Genomic DNA, 18,937 nt, shown 5'->3' on the forward strand with positions numbered 1-18,937 from the left:
TTTGACCCAACTTGATCCAGGCTGCCTGAGCATTGGGCCACCAATAAAGGGACGTATACCCTCGAATTAACTTCTCAGGAAAACGGAACCGGGAGTAATCCCTTAGTAACGGTTGCCATTGGAATAGGAAAAACAACCATTCAGACCAAAAATAGGATGGTGCGTTCTTCTTCTGCTATAATGTTTACATAACGCACAGAAGGAAAGGAAAGAACGGCCGTGAGAGCACATGCGGTGACTACCGAAGTGATCCCCCAATGGGATCAGGAACTGCTCTTTGACATTCTGAACAAGATCAGTGATGTCGTTCTGGTCTTGGATGCGGATACCACTATCGTCTTTGCCAATGAGGCCTATGCCCAAATCTTGGGCGTTCCGGTCAGCAAGGTGCTGGGGCGCAAACTGTCCAAGATCGAACCGGAAGCTGCAGCCATCGATGTCTTGCGTAAGGGCAGGGTTCGCTATGGCCAAAGCTATCTCCATTCGTTGGGTATCCACGTGATTGGCAGTACCTTTCCCCTGATCAAAAATAATAAAGTGTTCGGTTCAGTATCCATTTTCAAAAACATTACAGAAGTCGTGCACCTGAATCAGGAATTGAAACGCACTCAGGGGGTAGCTGATTACCTGAAAGAACAACTGGAACAATGGGAGCAACTTCCTTTATCGTTCAAAGAATACGTGGGCCAGAATCCCCGCTTAAAAGAGACCCTGGTTCTGGCAGCCAAAGTGGCCAAGACCGACAGTACGGTTTTGATCCGCGGGGAAAGCGGCGTGGGGAAAGAAGTGTTGGCCCGGGCGATCCACAACTGCAGCCGGCGCAAGGATAAACCGTTGATCAAGGTCAACTGTGCGGCCATTCCGGAGGCTCTGCTGGAGAGTGAGTTGTTCGGCTATGAAGAAGGAGCCTTTACCGGTTCTAAAAAAGGCGGCAAACTGGGAAAATTTGAGTTAGCCCATAGCGGCACGATCTTTCTTGATGAAATCGGAGATATGTCCATCGCGATGCAGGCCAAATTGCTGCGGGTTCTGCAGGAGCGGGAATTGGAGCGGATCGGCGGCACCAAGACCATCGGCCTGGATATCCGGGTGATTGCTGCCACCAATTGCGACCTGGAGGCTATGATGGAGAAAGGAACCTTTCGCAGCGATCTTTTCTACCGTCTGAATATCGTACCTTTATTCCTTCCTCCTTTGCGGGAGCGCAAGGATGATCTGATGGTATTGGCCACCACATTCCTGGGGCAGTTTTCCGCCGAATTCGGCCGGGAGATGAGTTTATCCCCCCATGTCATTCGCGTTTTTCAGGCCCATGATTGGCCGGGAAATATCCGCGAACTGCAGAATGTCCTGGAACATGCCTGTATTGTCTGCAGCGGCTCGGTCATCGAGTTGCAGCATCTGCCCGGGTACCTGATCTCCCAAAACGATATCAGGCACCACCATGATCGCCCTTATGATGTGAAAGAAACAGTAGCCCGGGTGGAGAAAGAGATGATCCTGACCGCTTTGGCCACTTATAACAACAATCGTTCCCAAGCCATGAAAGCTCTGGGTATTTCCCGGCGGGCCTTCTATGACAAGTTGCGCCGTTACGGTATTGAGAAGTAAAAGTGTTTCCAATGTATACTTAATGACAAGCAAGAAGTATGGAGTTGTATCCTAACTATACACCTAGTGATCAGCCTTCGGCAGGTAATCCCCTGTATGAAGGCTTTTTCTCTTTTGTTGGGAAGTTGGCATGATTCTTGTATATAGAGAGTTTAGTCAAATGAAATGACAGGGAGGGGAGTGCTCAGCAAATAAATATTCGGATAATTCAGTCAATTGGATACAAGAGGAGGAAGAATCAGAAATGGCCTACGAAACAATTTTGGTGGATATTGCCGACGGTATTGCCACCGTCACGTTGAACCGGCCTGAAGTACTGAATGCTTTGAACGGCCAGGTCTTTAACGAACTGGGGGATGTGGCTCTGGAATTGGGAGCTGACCGTTCTGTACAGGCCGTGATCATTACCGGAGGGGATAAGGTGTTTGCGGCTGGGGCGGATATCAAACAGATGGCCAACCTTTCGACTGTGGATGCAGCTATTGGCGGAAGGCCGTCCCACCGGGCATTTAGCCTGATTGAAACTATACCCAAACCAGTGATTGCTTCTATTGCCGGTTTTGCCTTGGGAGGCGGCTGTGAACTGACCCTGGTCTGCGATGTGCGGATTGCTGCAGACAGCGCCCAATTCGGTCTGCCCGAGATCAAACTGGGTATCCTGCCCGGGGCCGGCGGCACCCAACGGCTGCCCCGTCTGATTGGAGCCGGCAAGGCGAAAGAACTGATTTTCAGCGGCGATTTTATTAATGCCGATGAGGCTTTGCGGGTGGGCCTGGTCAACAAAGTGGTTCCTGCCGACCAACTGCGCGAAGAAACATTGAAAATGGCCAAACGCTTTGCCGCCCGGGGAGCTGTAGCCTTGCACCTGGCTAAATCCGCGATTGACGAAGGACTGCGAATGGATCTGGAAGCCGGGATGCAGTACGAGCATAAGTGCTTTTCCCTGTTATTTGCCACCGAGGATCAAAAGGAAGGAATGCGTGCTTTTATCGAGAAACGCCCGCCTGACTTCAAAGGGCGGTAGAAAAACTTAAAGGAGGATGACTATGAGAACTCGGGCCCAGTATAGTGAAAAGTTAGGGAAAATGAACCCCAATCTTTATTGTAATGGAGAAAAAATTGATCGCTTGGATGAACGGCAGGAGAGTGTCATCAATGTCATGGGGTTGACCTTTGATGCAGTCTGGGATCCGGCCAGCCGGGAACTATGCACGGCGGTCTCCCACCTGACCGGCGAAACCATCAACCGCTTCAACCATATTCATCAAAACCCGCTGGATCTGCATAAGAAGCAGGACATGACCCGCTACCTCTGCAACAAGGTAGGTTCCTGCATCCAACGCTGCATGGGGATTGATGCCGCTAATGCGATCAACGCCGTAGCATTTGAAGCCCAAAAATCTCCGCGGGCCAAGACCAGGTACTATGACAACTGGCTTAAATGGCTGGAGCGTTTTCAGAGAGAAGATCTGGTGGTCAGCTGCGCCCAGACCGATGTTAAAGGGGAGCGCTTGAAGCGGCCGGCAGAACAGACTGACCCCGATGTTTATGTACATGTGGTGGAAGAGCGCAGTGACGGGATCGTGGTCCGCGGTTCCAAAGTGCACATTTCCGAAGCCTCAATTTCCGATGAAATTCTTGTGGTGCCGAATCGGGCCTTGCTAAAAGGAGAAGAAGAATACGCCGTGGTCTTTGCTGTTCCTTCGGATTATGAAGGGATCAAGCAAGTGGTTCATTTCCATAATAATCGCAAACGGGAGCATTACCAGCGGGGGATCGACACCGGATACTCCGATTCCTACGTGATCTTTGACGATTGTTTCATTCCCTGGGAGCGGGTTTTCCTGTGTGGAGAGGTCGAACACGGGGGGATCGCCGCTCTGCTCTTTGCTCTGTTCCACCGCCATTCCTACTCAGGGTGCAAGCCGGCCATGCTTGATTATGTGATTGGTCTGGCCGGGTTGGCGGCAGAGATCAATGGAATCGAGAAGACTTCCCATGTGCGGGAGATGCTCTCCGAGCTGATCATGACCGGAGAACTGGGATATGCCGCCGGCTATACCGCCTCGGACATGGGCAAACCGGAGATTTATTTTCCGGGCAAGGGGTTGGTTCCTTACGGGCCGGGGGGGTGCATCCCTAATTCCATCTATTGCAATGTCGGCCGCTGTCTGACCGGTGAGGCGGTTTTTCACGAGCAGGAGATTCTGTGCAATATCGCCGGCGGCATGCCGGCAACCTTCCCCTATGAAAAGGATCTGGTCAATCCAGAGACGAGAGCGCTCCTGGAGAAGTACCTCAGCCGGAATCCGAAAATCCCGGTGGAGGAGCAAATTAAGTTTTGGCTCACCTTCGCCGATTTTACCCTCTCCGGATTGGCAGCTTCCACCAACTATGGAGCCTACCATGGCGGCGGCTCACCAATTATGGAGCAGATTGCCATCACGTCCCAGTACGATATCGAAGGGAAAAAGGATATTGTCAGGGCGATTGCCGGAATGGCGCCCCGGTCTTCAAAATAAAATTAAACGAATACTGGAAAATCAGGCTTAAGGAGGAGTTGTTCTGGGCAGCAAATACATCTATGACAACCGGGATCACAAGTTCATTATCAAAGAGTGGCTGGATGGGGAAAAGATCCTGGGACTGAAGCGTTTCCGTGATGCATTCAGCCTGGATGATGTGGACGGCATCCTTGATCAATCTCTCAAAGTATGCCGGGAGGTGGTGGCTCCCACCAATGATGACGGGGATCAGATGGGTGCCGTACTCCGTGACGGCCAGGTGAGTGTACCCCCTTCATTTCATAAGGCCTTCCGCTATGTCGAGGAAAACGGCTGGGGCTCAAGCAATAAAGACGTGGATGCTGAGGGCACTCTGCCATCCATGCTCTACGGCGCGGTCCATGAGTTTATGATTGGAGCTAATCCGGCCTTTACCCCCTACGTCGGTCTGGCCGGCGGGATCGCTTCCGTGATCAAAGCCTTTGGTTCCCCGGAACAGATTAAGTTATATACCCAAAAAATGTTTGCCGGGGAGTGGGGAGGTACTATGTGCCTGACGGAACCGGGCGGCGGATCCGATGTCGGTGACATGCTCTCCAAGGCTTACCCCACCGACGATCCCCTGATCTATAAAGTCAAAGGCACGAAATGCTTTATCACCGGAGGGGATCATGACCTGACGGAGAATATCATCCACTTGGTTCTGGCCAGGGTGGACGGCGCGGCCCCCGGCACCAGAGGCTTATCTCTTTTCATCGTGCCCAAGTACTGGGTCAACCCGGACGGTTCCCTCGGGGAGCGCAATGACGTCTCTACCGTCAGCATTGAACACAAGATGGGCCTCAAAGGTTCTTCCACGGCCGTACTCGGTTTCGGGGAAGAGGAGCAATGCCGGGGCGTTTTGCTGGGCAGCCCGCCGGATGAAAGAGGAGTCGGCCAGGGAATGGCTCAGATGTTTAAGATGATCAACGGGGCGCGGGTGGACACGGGGCACAGTGCTTTAGCCGTGGCCACTGTCGCCTATAACAATTCAGTGCAATATGCCAAAGAACGGATTCAAGGCCGCTCCATCGCCGACCCCAAGGCCGGTCGGAAACCGATTATTCAGCACGAAGATGTGCGCCGCATGCTTCTTACCCAGAAGTCAACCCTGGAGGGAATGCGGGCCATGGTTTTTAAAGCCTATTATTATTTTGACATGATTGCCTTCGGAGAGGATTCGGCTGAGGTGAATGACGCCAAGGGAAAACTGGAGGTAATCACCCCCCTGATCAAGGCTTACTGCTCTGACCAGGCCTGGCTGATGATTACCGAAGCGATCCAGGTTTACGGCGGGTACGGTTATACCGAGGAATACCCGGTGGCCCGTCAAGCCCGGGACTGCAAGATCTATTCCATTTGGGAGGGAACCAACTTCATCCAGTCCCTGGATTTAGTCGGCCGCAAATGGCGCTTGGACAATGGCAAGGTCTTCCGGGACTGGCTGACCGAGTTGGGAACCTTCATTCAGAAAAACCGGGAGAATCAACACTTTGCGTCTGAATTTGCGATCCTGGGCAAAGCCCTCCATGCTTATGAGGGGCTTTTGGGCACAGTCATGGCCTATTTTACCCAGGACATCCGCAAGATCGCTCTTTTTTCCACCCGCATCCTGCGCCTTACCGCAGAATTATATGCCGGATGTCTCCTGATGCAGCAAGCCCTGATCGCTCAGGCCAAACTGGACGAAGGGAATGCTGATCCCTACTATGCCGGAAAGGTAGCCGGTTCCCGCTTCTATATCCATAATAGTGTTCCTGATGTGATCACTGCGGTCAAGGTGATTGACGACGGGGACACATCCGCCCTGGAAATTCCTGAAGAGGCATTCTAAATCAAATTAATTCATGGAGGTGTCTTTAATGACGATTGACGACATTAAGACTATTTGTGTGATCGGGGCCGGCACCATGGGCCACCAAATCTCCCTCTGCGCCGCATTGAGCGGGTATAAAGTGAAATGCACCGATATCAGCCAGGAAATGCTGGATAAAGCGGGCCAATTCGCACGCACCTATTTGCCGGAGCGGGTAGCCAAGGGGAAGATGACCCAGGAACAGGCGGAACTGGGGCTGGCTAATCTGAGCTTCACCACCAGTCTGGAGGAAGCGGCTCAGGACGCGGATTTTATAATCGAAGCTGCCGTAGAGAAAATCGATGTCAAACGCCAACTGTTTGCCGATTTGGATCGGATCGCTCCTTCCCATGCCATATTGGCTACCAACAGTTCCTTTATCGTCAGTTCTAAAGTGGCCGATGCGACCCGGCGCCCGGATAAAGTCTGCAATATGCATTTTTTTAACCCGCCCTTGGTGATGAAACTGGTCGAAGTGGTTCAGGGTAACCATACCTCCCCGGAGACGGCGCAAATCACCATGGATCTGTGCGAGAAGATGGGGAAAACCGGAGTATGGTTGAAGAAAGAAATCTATGGTTTCCTGGTCAACCGGATTCTGGCCGCTATCAATCATGAGGCCCTCTTCCTGGCTGATATCGGGATTGCCAGTCCGGAAGAAATTGACACCGCCGTTACCAATGCTCTCGGGCATCCCATGGGACCGTTCCGGCTAATGGATATGACCGGGATTGACCTCTCCTATTACATCGGAATAGAGCTCTACAAAGAAACACGGGATCCCAAGGATAAGCCCTCGCCCCTGGTGGTGGAAAAATACGCTAAAAGAGAGTGGGGCCGCAAAACGAAAAAAGGGTTCTATTCATACGAATAAGTGTGGGAAAGGAATGAGAGATCTAATCTGCAAACCTGAGGAGGTATGACAAGATGTCGACAAGAGGTAAACCGTGGATTAATCACTATCCTGCCAGAGTCCGGCACCACCTCGATTATCCGGACAAATCCCTGGGCCAGGTATTCGATGAAACCGTGGCCAACATGCCGGATACTATTGCCATGATTTTTGCCGACCGGGAAATTACTTACAGTCAGTTTGGGGATAGAGTAAACCGCCTGGCCACGGCCATCGCCGGACTGGGAATCGGCAAAGGGGATCGGATCGGATTGATGGGCCCCAATTGTCCCCAGTGGATAATTGCTTACTTTGCCCTGCTCAAGCTGGGCGTCATCGTGGTGCAAACCAACCCCATGTACGTGGAACGGGAAATCATTCACCAGATGAAGGACTCGGGAGCTTCAGGGATCGTCGTCTTTGAGCCCCTTTACCCTCGGGTGAAAAACGTCCTTGATCAAACCTCCCTCAGTAAGGTGATCGTGTTTAACTTTACCCCGGTCAAGGCCGGGGAGGATTTCTACTCCCTCGATGAGTTGATCGCCGGATCTGAACCGACTCCGCCGGCCGTATCCATTGATTCGGCCGAAGATATCGCCGTCCTCCAGTATACCGGAGGAACAACCGGGGTATCCAAAGGGGTCATGCTCACCCACCGTAATCTGATCTGCAACACCCTGCAAGTGATTGAATGGGCGGTGGATATGAATTATGGCGATGAACGGATTATTACTTTATTGCCGGTCTTCCATGTCTATGGGATGACCAATTGTGTCAATTATTCTATCGCCATAGCTGCGACGCAGATTATCCTTCCACGCTTTGATGTGGATATGCTCCTGGAAACGATCCGAAAATACCGTCCTACCCTTTTCCCCGGGGCGCCGACGATGTTCCTGGCCATCAACAACCATCCCCGGGCCGCCGAGTATAAAGAGGTCCTGGCGGCTATCAAGGTCTGCAACAGCGGTTCCGCTCCCCTTCCTCTGGAAGTAGCCCATAAGTTCGCCGAAATCACCGGTGGAGCAGGGAATTTACAGGAAGGATACGGCCTGTCCGAGGCTTCTCCGGTTACCCACAGCAATCCCTTGGATCGTCCCTCCCGGGCAGGTTCGATCGGTCTGCCCCTTCCTGATACGGACAGCAAAATCGTCGATTTGGAGACTGGAAACAATACATTGCCCATCGGCGAGGTCGGGGAACTCTGTATCCGCGGTCCTCAGGTCATGAAAGGGTACTGGGAAAAGCCGGAAGAGACGGAAAAAACCTTGCGCGACGGTTGGCTGCATACCGGAGATATCTCCAAGATGGATGAAGACGGTTATTTCTATATTATTGACCGCAAGAAGGACATGATCATCGCCGGCGGCTATAATATTTATCCCCGCGATATTGAGGAAGTGCTCTATGAGCATCCTAAAATCAAGGAAGTGGTGGCGGCCGGAATTCCCGATTCTTACAGGGGAGAAACGGTCAAGGCCTATATTGTCTTAAACCCGGATACGGAAGGGACGCCCGAGGAATTTATCGAATACTGCCGCACCAAACTGGCGGCCTACAAAGTCCCGCGTCAGATTGAATTCCGGGAAACCCTGCCGCGGACCATCGTCGGCAAAGTCCTGCGCCGGCAATTGGTGGCCGAAGAATTGGCAAAGATCAAGGCCGCAGGCAGTAACGGTTAATGGAGAGATCATCAGAAACTGACCTTCGACAGGGAGATGCCCGATGCCTCCAGAGCAATATCAACCGTAATTCACGAGTTTGTAGCGATAATACTAAACAGAAAGAGGAGAGAGTATGAAATCCACTGTTGCCATCGTCAAAGCCACCCAGGATGTGCAGGAGTCCTTGCGCCAGGCGCTCAGACTCAGTGACGGATTGGCCGGCTTAAATACCGGGGACAAGATCCTGATCAAACCAAATATCGTCAGTTGGGATTTTGACCTGCCCTTTGCCCCGTTTGGAGTGGTGACCACCAGTACAGTGATCGCTGCCTTGGTGCATATCCTGGCCGAGCACGGCTTCCGGGATCTGACGATCGGGGAAGGTGGAATAATGAATGCCAAACCGGAAGGGGATGCTGTGTTCACTACCTTGGGCTATAAAAAGCTCAAGGAGCGCTACGGTGTCAAACTGGCTGATTTTAACGCCGGAAAATTTCTCCCTGTCGATTATGGCGATGGCATGGTTTTAAACATTGCCCAGCAGGTTCTGGAGATGGATAAGATGATCAATGTCCCGGTTCTCAAGACTCATAATCAGGCCAAAGTATCCCTGGGCATCAAAAATCTGAAAGGATGCTTAAACAGAGCGTCCAAACAATACTGTCATGGCTTGGGAGATCTGGAGCTTAGCGCAACCTTTCCCCGGATCATTGAGAAACTGCCTGTGGCTTTAACGATTTTAGACGGGCTCTTTACTCTGGAAAAAGGTCCAGCTCCTACCGGCAAAGCTTTCCGTAAGGATCTGTTGATCGCTTCCCGGGATCCCCTTGCCTGTGACTTGGCTGGGGCTGCAATTCTCGGCTATGATGCCCGGGATGTTGCCCATCTGGTCAACTATGCCCAGCGGCACGGCCGCAGCCTCGACCTGGATGATTATGAAATCAAAGGGGAAAAAATCTCCGACCACCGGGAATTCATCGATTACGACTGGGAATGGACTGATGATGATACCGGACCGGCCGGATTTAAGAAGCGGGGAATCAGCGGGCTGGCGGTCCGCAAATACGACAGCAGCCTCTGCACCGGTTGCTCAGTCCAATACAATCCTATGTTAATCCTTCTCGGCTCAGCCTTTAAGGGTCAGCCATTTCCCAATGTAGAAGTGCTCACCGGCAAGCGGCAGTTGGCTGGGGCAGATTTTGATCTGACGGTGCTCTTCGGGAAATGCGCCTGCCATAATAACAAGGATAATCCGAATATCAAAAAAGCAATTAAGCTCTGGGGATGCCCGCCGGACATGAAGAAGTTCACCGAGGAATTGGCCAAAGAAGGAGTGGAGTGTGAGTACGCAGAATACGTGCGTTTCCGCCACTACCTTCTCGACCGCTACAAAGGGCAAGAAGGGTTTGATCTAGTTTATTGGAATGTGGAGTAAGGGAAAGGGATTAAGCGACAGGCAACTCCCGCACATGGGGAATACACTGAACAGCAATACCCTGTAGAGTAATTGATGATTACTTTACAGGGTATTGCTAAAGGTGCATAAAGCTGAATAGGGAATAGCTCCTAAATATTAGCGTTTAATAGACAATTTATTAAATCCCCACTTGCTGGTATTATATATATATCACTATGGACAGCGAAGGATTAAAACAGATTATGAAGAAATTGGTCATCGGCATATGTGCCCATGTGGATGCGGGCAAGACAACCTTATCAGAAAGTTTGCTTTATTTGAGCGGTGCTATTCGCAAAATGGGCAGGGTGGACAATAAGGACGCTCATCTGGATAACTTTGAGCTGGAACGGGCCAGAGGGATTACTATTTTTTCCAAGCAGGCCATGCTGGAAGTGGGCGATGTACAAATTACCTTAGTGGATACCCCGGGCCATGTGGATTTTTCCTTGGAAATGGAAAGAACCCTCCAGGTGCTGGATTATGCCACTTTAGTGATCAACGGAGCGGATGGGATACAGGGGCATACCAAAACCTTATGGCGGTTGCTGGCCATCTATCAGATACCAGTTTTTTTATTTATTAATAAAATGGACCAGGTGGGTACGGATAAAGAAAAAATAATGAATGAATTGAAACAACAGTTCAGCGATGGATGTATTGAATTTGGACAGACTGAGGCCGATGATTTTTATGACCAATTGGCTATGAGTGATGAAATTTTGCTGGAGTCTTATGTGGATCGGGGACAGATAGAGATTCCACAGATTATAGAAGCGGTTAGGAAGCGTAAAGTATATCCCTGCTTTTTCGGCTCCGCTTTAAAACTAGAGGGCGTAGAGGGATTGATGCAGGGGATTGTGAACTATGCTCACATACCTTCCTATCCGGAAGCCTTTGGGGCTAAACTGTTTAAAATAGGCAGAGACGAACAGGGCAACCGCCTTACCTATATGAAGATTACGGGAGGAAGGCTGAAGGTAAGGGATAGTTTAAGCAATGGAGTATGGGAAGAGAAGGTCAATCAGATTCGCATCTATTCCGGGAAAAAATTCGAAGCGGTGAATGAGGTGGAAGCAGGCTCAGTCTGTGCAGTAACAGGACTCACTCAGACCAAGCCAGGAGAAGGGTTAGGGATAGAGGCAGCTTCTCATGCCCCCCTGTTGGAACCGGTATTGGCCTATCAAATTCTCCTTCCGGAAGGCTGTGATCCCAGAGTGATGCTTCCCAAGCTGCGCCAGCTGGAGGAAGAAGATCCGGGCCTGCATATGGTCTGGGACGAGCAGCTCAGTGAAATACAGGTACAGATTATGGGAGAAGTGCAGCTGGAGATCCTACAAAGCCTGATCCAAAGCAGATTTGGCATCGAGGTGTCCTTCGGCTCAGGGAGGATTGTTTATAAAGAAACCATTGGGGGTGTGGTTGAAGGAGTAGGGCACTTTGAACCTTTGCGGCATTATGCGGAGGTTCACTTATTAATGGAACCGGGGGAACGGGGAAGCGGTCTGCAGTTTGGGGTAGAATGCAGTGAGGATGTACTGGGAAAAAGCTGGCAAAGACTCATCTTATCCCACCTGGAAGAAAAAGTTCATAAGGGGGTTCTCACCGGGGCTCCGATTACCGATATGAAAATTACTTTAGTGTCAGGCCGGGCCCACACTAAGCATACCGATGGGGGCGACTTCAGAGAGGCTACCTATCGTGCGGTACGTCAGGGATTAAAATCGGCAGAATCCATCCTGTTGGAACCCTATTATTCGTTTCATCTGGAGTTGCCTGAAAAAATGGTGGGGCGTGCCATGACCGACCTTGAGAAAATGCATGGTACCTGTCAGATTACTCATATAGAGGGGAATATAGCAGTTCTTACAGGAAGTGCTCCAGTGCTTACCATGAGGAACTATCACAAAGAGGTCATGGCCTATACTAAAGGTCTTGGCAGGCTTTTTTGCAGTCTGAAGGGTTATGAACCCTGTCATAATCCTGAAGAGGTCATAGAAAAGGCCGGATATGACTCGGAAAGGGATGTGGATAATCCAACAGGTTCGGTATTCTGTGCCCATGGTTCCGGATTTTTGGTTCCATGGGATGAAGTAAAGGACTATATGCATGTGGAAAGCTACTTCCAAAAAGAGCATGAATTATTCGAGGAAGGTCCTTATGTTCAGGCATCCTATTCTGAGGAAAGGTGGATCGATCCGGAAGAGATCGACAGGATCCTTAACCAGACCTATTATGCTAACCAGGGCAAAAAATCGGTCTGGCAGAAACGGAAAACAGCCGCAGAAAGTTATTATAGACCCACTACCGACTTAAATAAGTTCAAAGAACTTAAGGAGGACTATCTTCTTGTTGACGGCTATAATATTATCTTTGCCTGGCCTGAACTGAAAGAGCTTGTCAAAGATAATATGGATGGTGCAAGAATGCGGCTTCTTGATACCTTAAGCAATTATCAGGGGATTCGCAAGTGCCGGATTATGGTTGTTTTTGATGCTTACCGTGTTCAGGGGCATCCTGAGGAAGTAGTCGACTATGATACTATTCGCATCGTCTATACCAAGGAAGCTCAAACGGCGGATCAATATATTGAAAGATTTGCCTATGATCATCAGAAAAAATTCAATATAGCCGTTGCTACGTCGGACGGTTTACAACAGATCATTATCAGGGGAGCGGGATGTGCCTTATTATCCGCCAAGGATCTGAAAGAAGAAATCGAAATGGCCAATGAAAGTGTCAGGCAGGCTTATCAGGCAAAACAAACGGAAACCCGTAATTATCTCAAGGATGCATTATCTGCTAAAACAGAACAGCAGATAAAGGAACTCCTTAAAGAAGAGAAAGAATAAATCCGTTGGAAATGCAACCGACATTAACCGGCTCATCATCTTTAGAGTCTGGAGAAAAAAGGACATATTGTGGATCACGTCCTCAATATGTCCTTTTTTAATTTGCGCAATTTATGGTACCTATCTCGCTTATTTACCCCACGGCAGTGCTTTTAGATAACTCATTCAGTCCTTTGGAAACTGACAAGTTCTTCAAAATATCGATTCAAAAGCCTAACAGTGTTGCGTATATCGGCCTCTGTTGTATCCGGATGAATTGCACAAATGCGCAAAACTTTTTTCCCGTTTATCTCGGTAGTAAAGATACCAGCATAACCACTATCAAGCATTTTTTTCGAAATCTGCTGATTCAGCTCGTCCTTTTGATGTTCAGTCATATTACGAGGACTGTACCGGAAATTGACAATAGCCATTTGTGCCGGGGAAACTATTTCTATCTCCTTATTTTTTTTCAATTCATCCTCTGCCCATTCCGCAAGTTGAAATCCATGCTCGATGGCAGCCCCAATCGCATCACTGCCCATAACCTGCAAAGTAAACCATAACTTGAGTCCACGAGCTGGTCTTGTCAACTCTATACCCATTTCCCATGGGTTAAAGGAATCCTGTACTGCCCCTAAATCTTTTAAATATTCAGGCTGCACATGAAAACTATTCATCAGGTTTTCTCTGTTTTTCACTAAAATCATACCGCATGCATAGGTCTGGAACAGCCACTTGTGTGCATCCCAACTAATACTATCAGAAAGTTCTATTCCTTTAAGCAGGTTCTTATGAGTCTTTGTCAACAGGACGGAAGCGCCAAATGCTCCATCCACATGCATCCACATACCGTAACGCTGGCATATAGAAGAGATTTTTTCGAATGGATCAATACTGCCAGTATTTGTTGTCCCTGCACTTGCGATAACAATAAAAGGAGCAAGCCCCTCATCTATATCTTTCTGAATGGAACATGTTAAATGGTCCGTATCCATTTTAAAATATGAATCTACAGGTATTCTCCGTATTCTGCTATCAGGGATTCCAATAATACGTAGTCCTTTTGCCACAGAACTGTGGGTTTGCTCTGAAACATAGGCAACTCCCAAATGCTGAGTTTCCTCTGAGAGAATTTTATCTCTGGCAACAGTCATTGCAGTCAGGTTGGCCATAGAACCTCCGGATACAAACAGTCCGCCTGACTTCTCAGTGAAACCAGCCTGATTACATAGCCATCCTATTAATTCCTGTTCAATACAGCTTGCGGCAGGGCAGGATACCCAACTTCCGGCATGACGATTGAACGCTGAAGTCATAACATCACCGAGCCAAGAAAGCATGGAAGCAGGTCCGGGAATAAAACCTAGATACCGAGGATGATTGACATTATTTCCATATTGGTAAATATCTTCTACCATTTCATTGACCACAGTGTCTATAGCGCGCCCTTGAATAGGAATACCAATTTTCCTCAAGTTTTCTATTTTATCATTATCTATTTCGTTAATTATTTTGTCATTGGGTAATTTGCGATAATAAGAAAAGAAATTTCTAATAAATTCTTCAGCGGCATTCTCTATTTGTTTGCTTGTTACAATTTTTTCATGCATAGTCATCACCCTCAAATTTAAGTAGTTATTGTACTTTAACTTTATTTGCTATTATAATAGCATGTGAATAGATATTGGTGAAATTCATAATTTCAATATAACGTTTAAAAAAAGTAATAGGTGATGACTATGGAATTAAGAAATATTGTAACTTTTCTAAAAGTAGCAGAAATGCGGAATTTTTCAAAAGCGGCAGAGAAGCTTGGTTATTCTCAATCCACCATAACTATTCAAATTCAACAGTTGGAAAAGGAACTAGGAACGCAGCTTTTTGAGAGGATTGGCAAAGGAGTGACCCTCACGGAGCAGGGCAAGGCTTTTATTTTTCATGCTAATGAAATTATTCGAGTTACTAATAAAGCGATTGTATCCACTAAAGCTAATGACTCAACCAAAGACACTGATGTTATTGCAGGTACGCTTCGGATCGGAAGTGTAGAATCTGTTTCCACTGCTATATTGCCGGATATTTTGTTACAATTTCATCATGCTCATCCCAAAGTCGAAATTGTCGTGAATACCACAGGAAGAGATACTCTTATTGATCTGGTAAGAAACAACACTATTGATTTGTTTTTTACCCTGGAAAAGAAAATAAACGCTCCCGGATTGAAACGAACTATCCTTAGAGAAGAAGAAATTATATTTGTCGCGCCAACACACTATGCTATTCCTGATAAAGAGAAAGTCAAATTAGAGGATATAGTTAATATGCCTTTCCTGTTAACAGAGCAGGGAGAAAGCTATCGCTACGAACTGGAAAGGTTATTATCTGATAAGGATATAGAGATGAAGCCTATACTGGAAATTAGTAATACGGAAACCATCATCCATCTTGTCGAAAAAGGAATGGGGATTTCCTTTTTACCACTGTTTTCGGCACAGACCTCAATTGAGAAGGGAAAGCTCTCTCAAATTCAGACAGATATTCCTGCAATTTATATGTGGAGCCAACTGTTTTATCATAAAAACAAATGGATAACACCGCAGATGAGTGCTTTTATCTCAGTAGCCCAAGATTTCTTTAAGGCTGGAACGTGAGCGGGATGTGGCCAAAATCAACCAGTCCATGGCCCAGGCCGACTCCAAGGCTTTCCGACTGTTTTTAATTCAAATCAATGAATTCATGGGCAAGACCACGCGGAAGTTAAAGCGTCTGGAGAAAAAGGCACCCTCTGAACCGGCGGTTGTCGAAACTCCCGAAGCTCCCGCCTCCGAAACACCCTGAAACTGAACTCTGCAGATAAAAAGAAGCGGCCTTATAGTTCACTAATAAAGTGGAATAAGGCCGCTTAATGATTAACCTTTTTGAGCTTCTCCTTCCGGGACAAGGGGAAGAACCAGGGAGATCCGAGTGCCGATATCCTGCCGGCTGAGAACTTCCAGATGTCCGCCATGCCGCTCCGTAATCCACTTGGCAATGGAAAGGCCCAGGCCCGAGCCACCGGTGGCCCGGGTGCGGGACACATCGGTGCGGAAGAACCGATCAAAGATCAAAGGAACGGCTTCCGGTTCAATACCGATTCCTTCATCTTGAACAGTGAGGCGGGCGAAGTTTCCCTTGCTGGAAACAGATAGAGTGATCTGCTTTCCAGCAGGGGTATATTTCATGGCATTGTCCATGAGGATCCGGGTGGCTTGTTTAATCAGGCCTTTATCCCCCTTGATGTAAACGGGAGTAAGTGCGGAGGAGTATTCGTGCCCCCCATCAATCATTTGTGTTTCCCGCAGAATCTCATGGGCAAGGGAGGATAATTCAAAGGACTCTGCCTGCAGGGCCATGGTGTTATTGTCCCCCCGGGCGAGAAACAAGAGCTGTTCCACCAAGGCCTTCATATGTGCGGTTTCATTCTTGATGGCATCAATGGATTCCTGAAGTGTTTTTTCATCCTTTTTGCCCCAGCGGTCCAGCAGGTTGGCATAGCCTTGAATCACCGAGATAGGGGTCCTGAGTTCATGGGAGGCATCAGAGACAAAACGCACCTGGGAGCGGTAGGATTCATTGATGCGGTCCAGCATACTATTGATGGCCAGGGCCAGGCTTTGCAGCTCGCTCTGAGTTTCGTCCATGGAAATGCGCGTATCTAAACGGGTAGCATTGATATGATCCAATTTTCCTGCCAAATCCTTGAGCTGCTCAGGTGAAAAAATCCCTTCATGACTTAAACTCCGGGCTGTTTCGGCCAATTGCTCGATGGGCTGAAGAGTATGGCGGATGACTCGGGCACCGGAAGAAATGCTGCTAAGCAAGATGATCCCTTCGATTAAGAACATGATCCCGAACAGAGCGACCAAAATTCTGATCGTACTCTCAGGGCGGTAGGAGAGAAGGTAAGAACCGTTGTCCGTTTGAAAGGTCACATTATAGCTTACCTTCTGAATGCGTTCCCAAATTCCCTGACCCGCCCCATGGGGCAGATCAATACTTCTGATCTGGTTTGCGGTCAAAGGGGAAAGGTAGGCTTGTAAACCAGGAGGGATATGAAATCCTTCAGGTTCTCCGGCTATAGGATCGATACGGATGGGGGTAAGGTCAAGCCAATTCTCCATCTCCGGAGAGGGCGGCGTTCCTGCCTGAGTCAGCTTTTCGGCAGTTGCCCCCACTGTTTGTTCAGCATACACAAATAGTCCTGCAGCGGACAGGACTAATAAACAGATGTTCAGATTTAAAAATATCCCGAACATCCGGAAGAACAGCTTGGTGTTCAATTTCCATACGATGGAAAACCGCACTTTGTTGCGAATACGGCCGGGAGAACGAGTTGAGGATTTATTGGTCATCTTTAATCACATATCCTACTCCTCTGACGGTGTGAATGAATTTAATATTGAATACTTCGTCAATTTTTCCGCGGAGAAAGCGTATGTAGACATCCACAGCGTTGGTGTCTCCCGCAAAATCAAAGCCCCAGACATTTTCCAGCAGAGCTTCCCGTGAGAGGACGATGCCTTTGTTTTTAAGGAGGAAATGGAGCAGGTCAAATTCCCGTTTGGTTAAATCAACGGGTTCCCCCATCATGGTCACGGTGCGGCGGTCGCTATCCAGTTGCAGGCCGGAAGCGGACAATACCTCCGTAGAGGATAAGGATACAGTGTTCCTCAGGGCGTTGCGGATACGGGCGAGAAGCTCCTCGATGGCGAAAGGCTTGGTGATATAATCATTTGCCCCGCTGTCGAGACCGGAAACCTTATCCATGACGCTGTCCCGGGCTGTGAGCATGATAATGGGGACGGAAGAGGTTCGGCGGATTCTCCGCAGAACCTCTGTACCGTTTAATTTAGGCAGCATGATATCAAGCAGGATCAAGTCGAACCGTCCGGTCTCCGCAAGTTCGAGCCCCGTTCGTCCATCAAAGGCCTTCGTGACAGTGTACCCTTCATAATTAAGCTCAAGCTCCATAAAGCGGGCAATTTTTTCTTCATCCTCAATAATCAGGATGTTTGGGCTCATGGAAACTCCCACCATTTCCGAATAAATTATTTGTCCATGGACTTTTTGAGGTTTTCAGCGGCGTCGGCGGCGCTATCCATGGCATCATTGATTGTAGTGGCTTTGATATCAGCCCCCACAAAACGATAACGGAAGCCGAAAAAGAGTCCGATAACCATTAGAGGAATGGTAACCCAAAAGGCGAAGATCATAAGCAAGACGAGGGCGGTAATAGGGAATGAGCCCTTTACTTCCGTTCCTTTAAGCACTTCAAAGGAATTTTCGTTGCCCTTGCGCAGAAGTTTTAAGAAAAAGTCCCAGGCATCCTTGAAGAAAGAAAGGAAAGGATTCTCCTTATCGCCGCTATGATGCTGATTTTTCCAATCCTTGGCCTGATAGGAGACGACATGGGCATCGACGGTTTTTTCACTGCTGTAATAACCGCCGCTGGAAGGGGCGTGGATTTTACCTTGTTTTTCGAGATAGATGATGGCGTCCAGCAGATCCCCGTTAGCAGCATCCAGAGCAGCTTTAGCCTCCTCAAAGGTGATATTTCCCATTGAACATAGTTTTTCTACTTTTTCCAGGGGTGTCATAGATCGTTCCTCCTTGTTTTTTGGCTTTCAACTTGGCTATGTCTGAATTCTAACCCAAAAAACTTTAAGGACTATTGGCTTAAAATTAAAATTACATTAAAAAACAATGAAAAGCCCCGACTTTCAGTGCGTAATATACAAACAATATACACGTAATAAAGACATAATATACAAATTTTAGATTAAGTCAATGGTTTCTAGTAAGTCATCATCCGCTTAAGAAGGGGAATTAGATTTTTATTTTAATTCCTCCGCTTAGACAAATTAATTGATATTAATGCTTTATACAAAAACGGCAAAAACCCTGCATTTGTTTTCCTCTAATGATAATTTTTATGGTACTGCTATTTTAACCTATGTACCTAGATCATTACTTTGAAAAAGCACCGTGAAAAAGTATAATTGAATAAACGGAATGAATGCAAAAAGTTTCCGAGTTTTAGTAT

General features: G+C 48.2%; 14 protein-coding genes. 10 read left to right on the top strand and 4 right to left on the bottom strand.

From position 1 onward, the window contains the following. The first annotated feature begins 219 nt into the window (after positions 1-219). The 8 genes from DESPCE1_RS0108735 (at position 220) to DESPCE1_RS0108770 (ending at position 12,873) form a co-directional block, all read left to right on the top strand. Positions 220-1,611 (top strand): sigma-54-dependent Fis family transcriptional regulator, encoded by a 1,392-nt coding sequence (locus DESPCE1_RS0108735; RefSeq protein ID WP_019850213.1) that lies wholly within the window; start codon positions 220-222, stop codon positions 1,609-1,611. A gap of 244 nt (positions 1,612-1,855) precedes the next feature. Next, on the top strand, positions 1,856-2,635 hold the full coding sequence (locus DESPCE1_RS0108740; RefSeq protein ID WP_019850214.1) for an enoyl-CoA hydratase/isomerase family protein: 780 nt from the start codon (positions 1,856-1,858) through the stop codon (positions 2,633-2,635). A 22-nt stretch (positions 2,636-2,657) separates the two neighbouring features. Continuing rightward, a complete protein-coding gene (locus tag DESPCE1_RS0108745) occupies positions 2,658-4,133 on the top strand; it encodes a 4-hydroxyphenylacetate 3-hydroxylase family protein (protein WP_019850215.1) in 1,476 nt (491 codons plus the stop codon). A 43-nt stretch (positions 4,134-4,176) separates the two neighbouring features. Beyond that, complete coding sequence (locus tag DESPCE1_RS0108750; protein ID WP_028305521.1) at positions 4,177-5,988, top strand: acyl-CoA dehydrogenase; 1,812 nt, start codon at positions 4,177-4,179, stop codon at positions 5,986-5,988. Positions 5,989-6,016: 28 nt separating this feature from the next. Further along, a complete protein-coding gene (locus tag DESPCE1_RS0108755) occupies positions 6,017-6,883 on the top strand; it encodes a 3-hydroxyacyl-CoA dehydrogenase family protein (RefSeq protein WP_019850217.1) in 867 nt (288 codons plus the stop codon). Positions 6,884-6,936: 53 nt separating this feature from the next. Beyond that, positions 6,937-8,583, top strand: a complete 1,647-nt coding sequence (locus tag DESPCE1_RS0108760; protein ID WP_019850218.1) for a long-chain fatty acid--CoA ligase — start codon at positions 6,937-6,939, stop codon at positions 8,581-8,583. A 115-nt stretch (positions 8,584-8,698) separates the two neighbouring features. Continuing rightward, positions 8,699-10,000, top strand: coding sequence for a DUF362 domain-containing protein (locus DESPCE1_RS0108765; RefSeq protein ID WP_019850219.1), 1,302 nt, complete (start codon positions 8,699-8,701; stop codon positions 9,998-10,000). Positions 10,001-10,224: 224 nt separating this feature from the next. Continuing rightward, positions 10,225-12,873 (top strand): translation factor GTPase family protein, encoded by a 2,649-nt coding sequence (locus DESPCE1_RS0108770; RefSeq protein WP_019850220.1) that lies wholly within the window; start codon positions 10,225-10,227, stop codon positions 12,871-12,873. Between the two features lie 161 nt (positions 12,874-13,034). Here DESPCE1_RS0108770 and DESPCE1_RS0108775 read toward each other — a convergent pair whose 3' ends face one another. Further along, on the bottom strand, positions 13,035-14,465 hold the full coding sequence (locus DESPCE1_RS0108775; protein ID WP_019850221.1) for an aminotransferase class V-fold PLP-dependent enzyme: 1,431 nt from the start codon (positions 14,463-14,465) through the stop codon (positions 13,035-13,037). A gap of 129 nt (positions 14,466-14,594) precedes the next feature. Between DESPCE1_RS0108775 and DESPCE1_RS0108780 the strand changes: the two genes are divergently transcribed. Then, positions 14,595-15,506: a LysR family transcriptional regulator gene (locus DESPCE1_RS0108780; protein WP_019850222.1), complete on the top strand. Its 912-nt coding sequence runs from the start codon at positions 14,595-14,597 to the stop codon at positions 15,504-15,506. A 7-nt stretch (positions 15,507-15,513) separates the two neighbouring features. Beyond that, positions 15,514-15,693 carry a hypothetical protein gene (locus tag DESPCE1_RS0108785; protein ID WP_019850223.1) on the top strand — a complete coding sequence of 60 codons (180 nt, stop codon included), beginning with the start codon at positions 15,514-15,516 and terminating at the stop codon, positions 15,691-15,693. A 71-nt stretch (positions 15,694-15,764) separates the two neighbouring features. Here the strand turns inward: DESPCE1_RS0108785 and DESPCE1_RS0108790 are convergent, their stop codons facing one another. The 3 genes from DESPCE1_RS0108790 to DESPCE1_RS0108800 are packed head-to-tail and all read right to left on the bottom strand — an operon-like array spanning position 15,765 to position 18,491. Beyond that, the gene (locus DESPCE1_RS0108790) at positions 15,765-17,246 is read right to left on the bottom strand and encodes a cell wall metabolism sensor histidine kinase WalK (protein WP_019850224.1); all 1,482 of its coding nucleotides are present in this window, start codon (positions 17,244-17,246) and stop codon (positions 15,765-15,767) included. After that, positions 17,236-17,916, bottom strand: coding sequence for a response regulator transcription factor (locus tag DESPCE1_RS0108795; RefSeq protein WP_014793662.1), 681 nt, complete (start codon positions 17,914-17,916; stop codon positions 17,236-17,238). Before DESPCE1_RS0108795 ends, DESPCE1_RS0108790 begins: the two co-directional genes overlap by 11 nt. A gap of 26 nt (positions 17,917-17,942) precedes the next feature. Continuing rightward, positions 17,943-18,491: a UBA/TS-N domain protein gene (locus DESPCE1_RS0108800; protein WP_019850225.1), complete on the bottom strand. Its 549-nt coding sequence runs from the start codon at positions 18,489-18,491 to the stop codon at positions 17,943-17,945. Between the last annotated feature and the right edge of the window lie 446 nt (positions 18,492-18,937).

The organism is Desulfitobacterium sp. PCE1, from assembly GCF_000384015.1.
Classification (GTDB): Bacteria; Bacillota; Desulfitobacteriia; order Desulfitobacteriales; family Desulfitobacteriaceae; genus Desulfitobacterium; species Desulfitobacterium dehalogenans.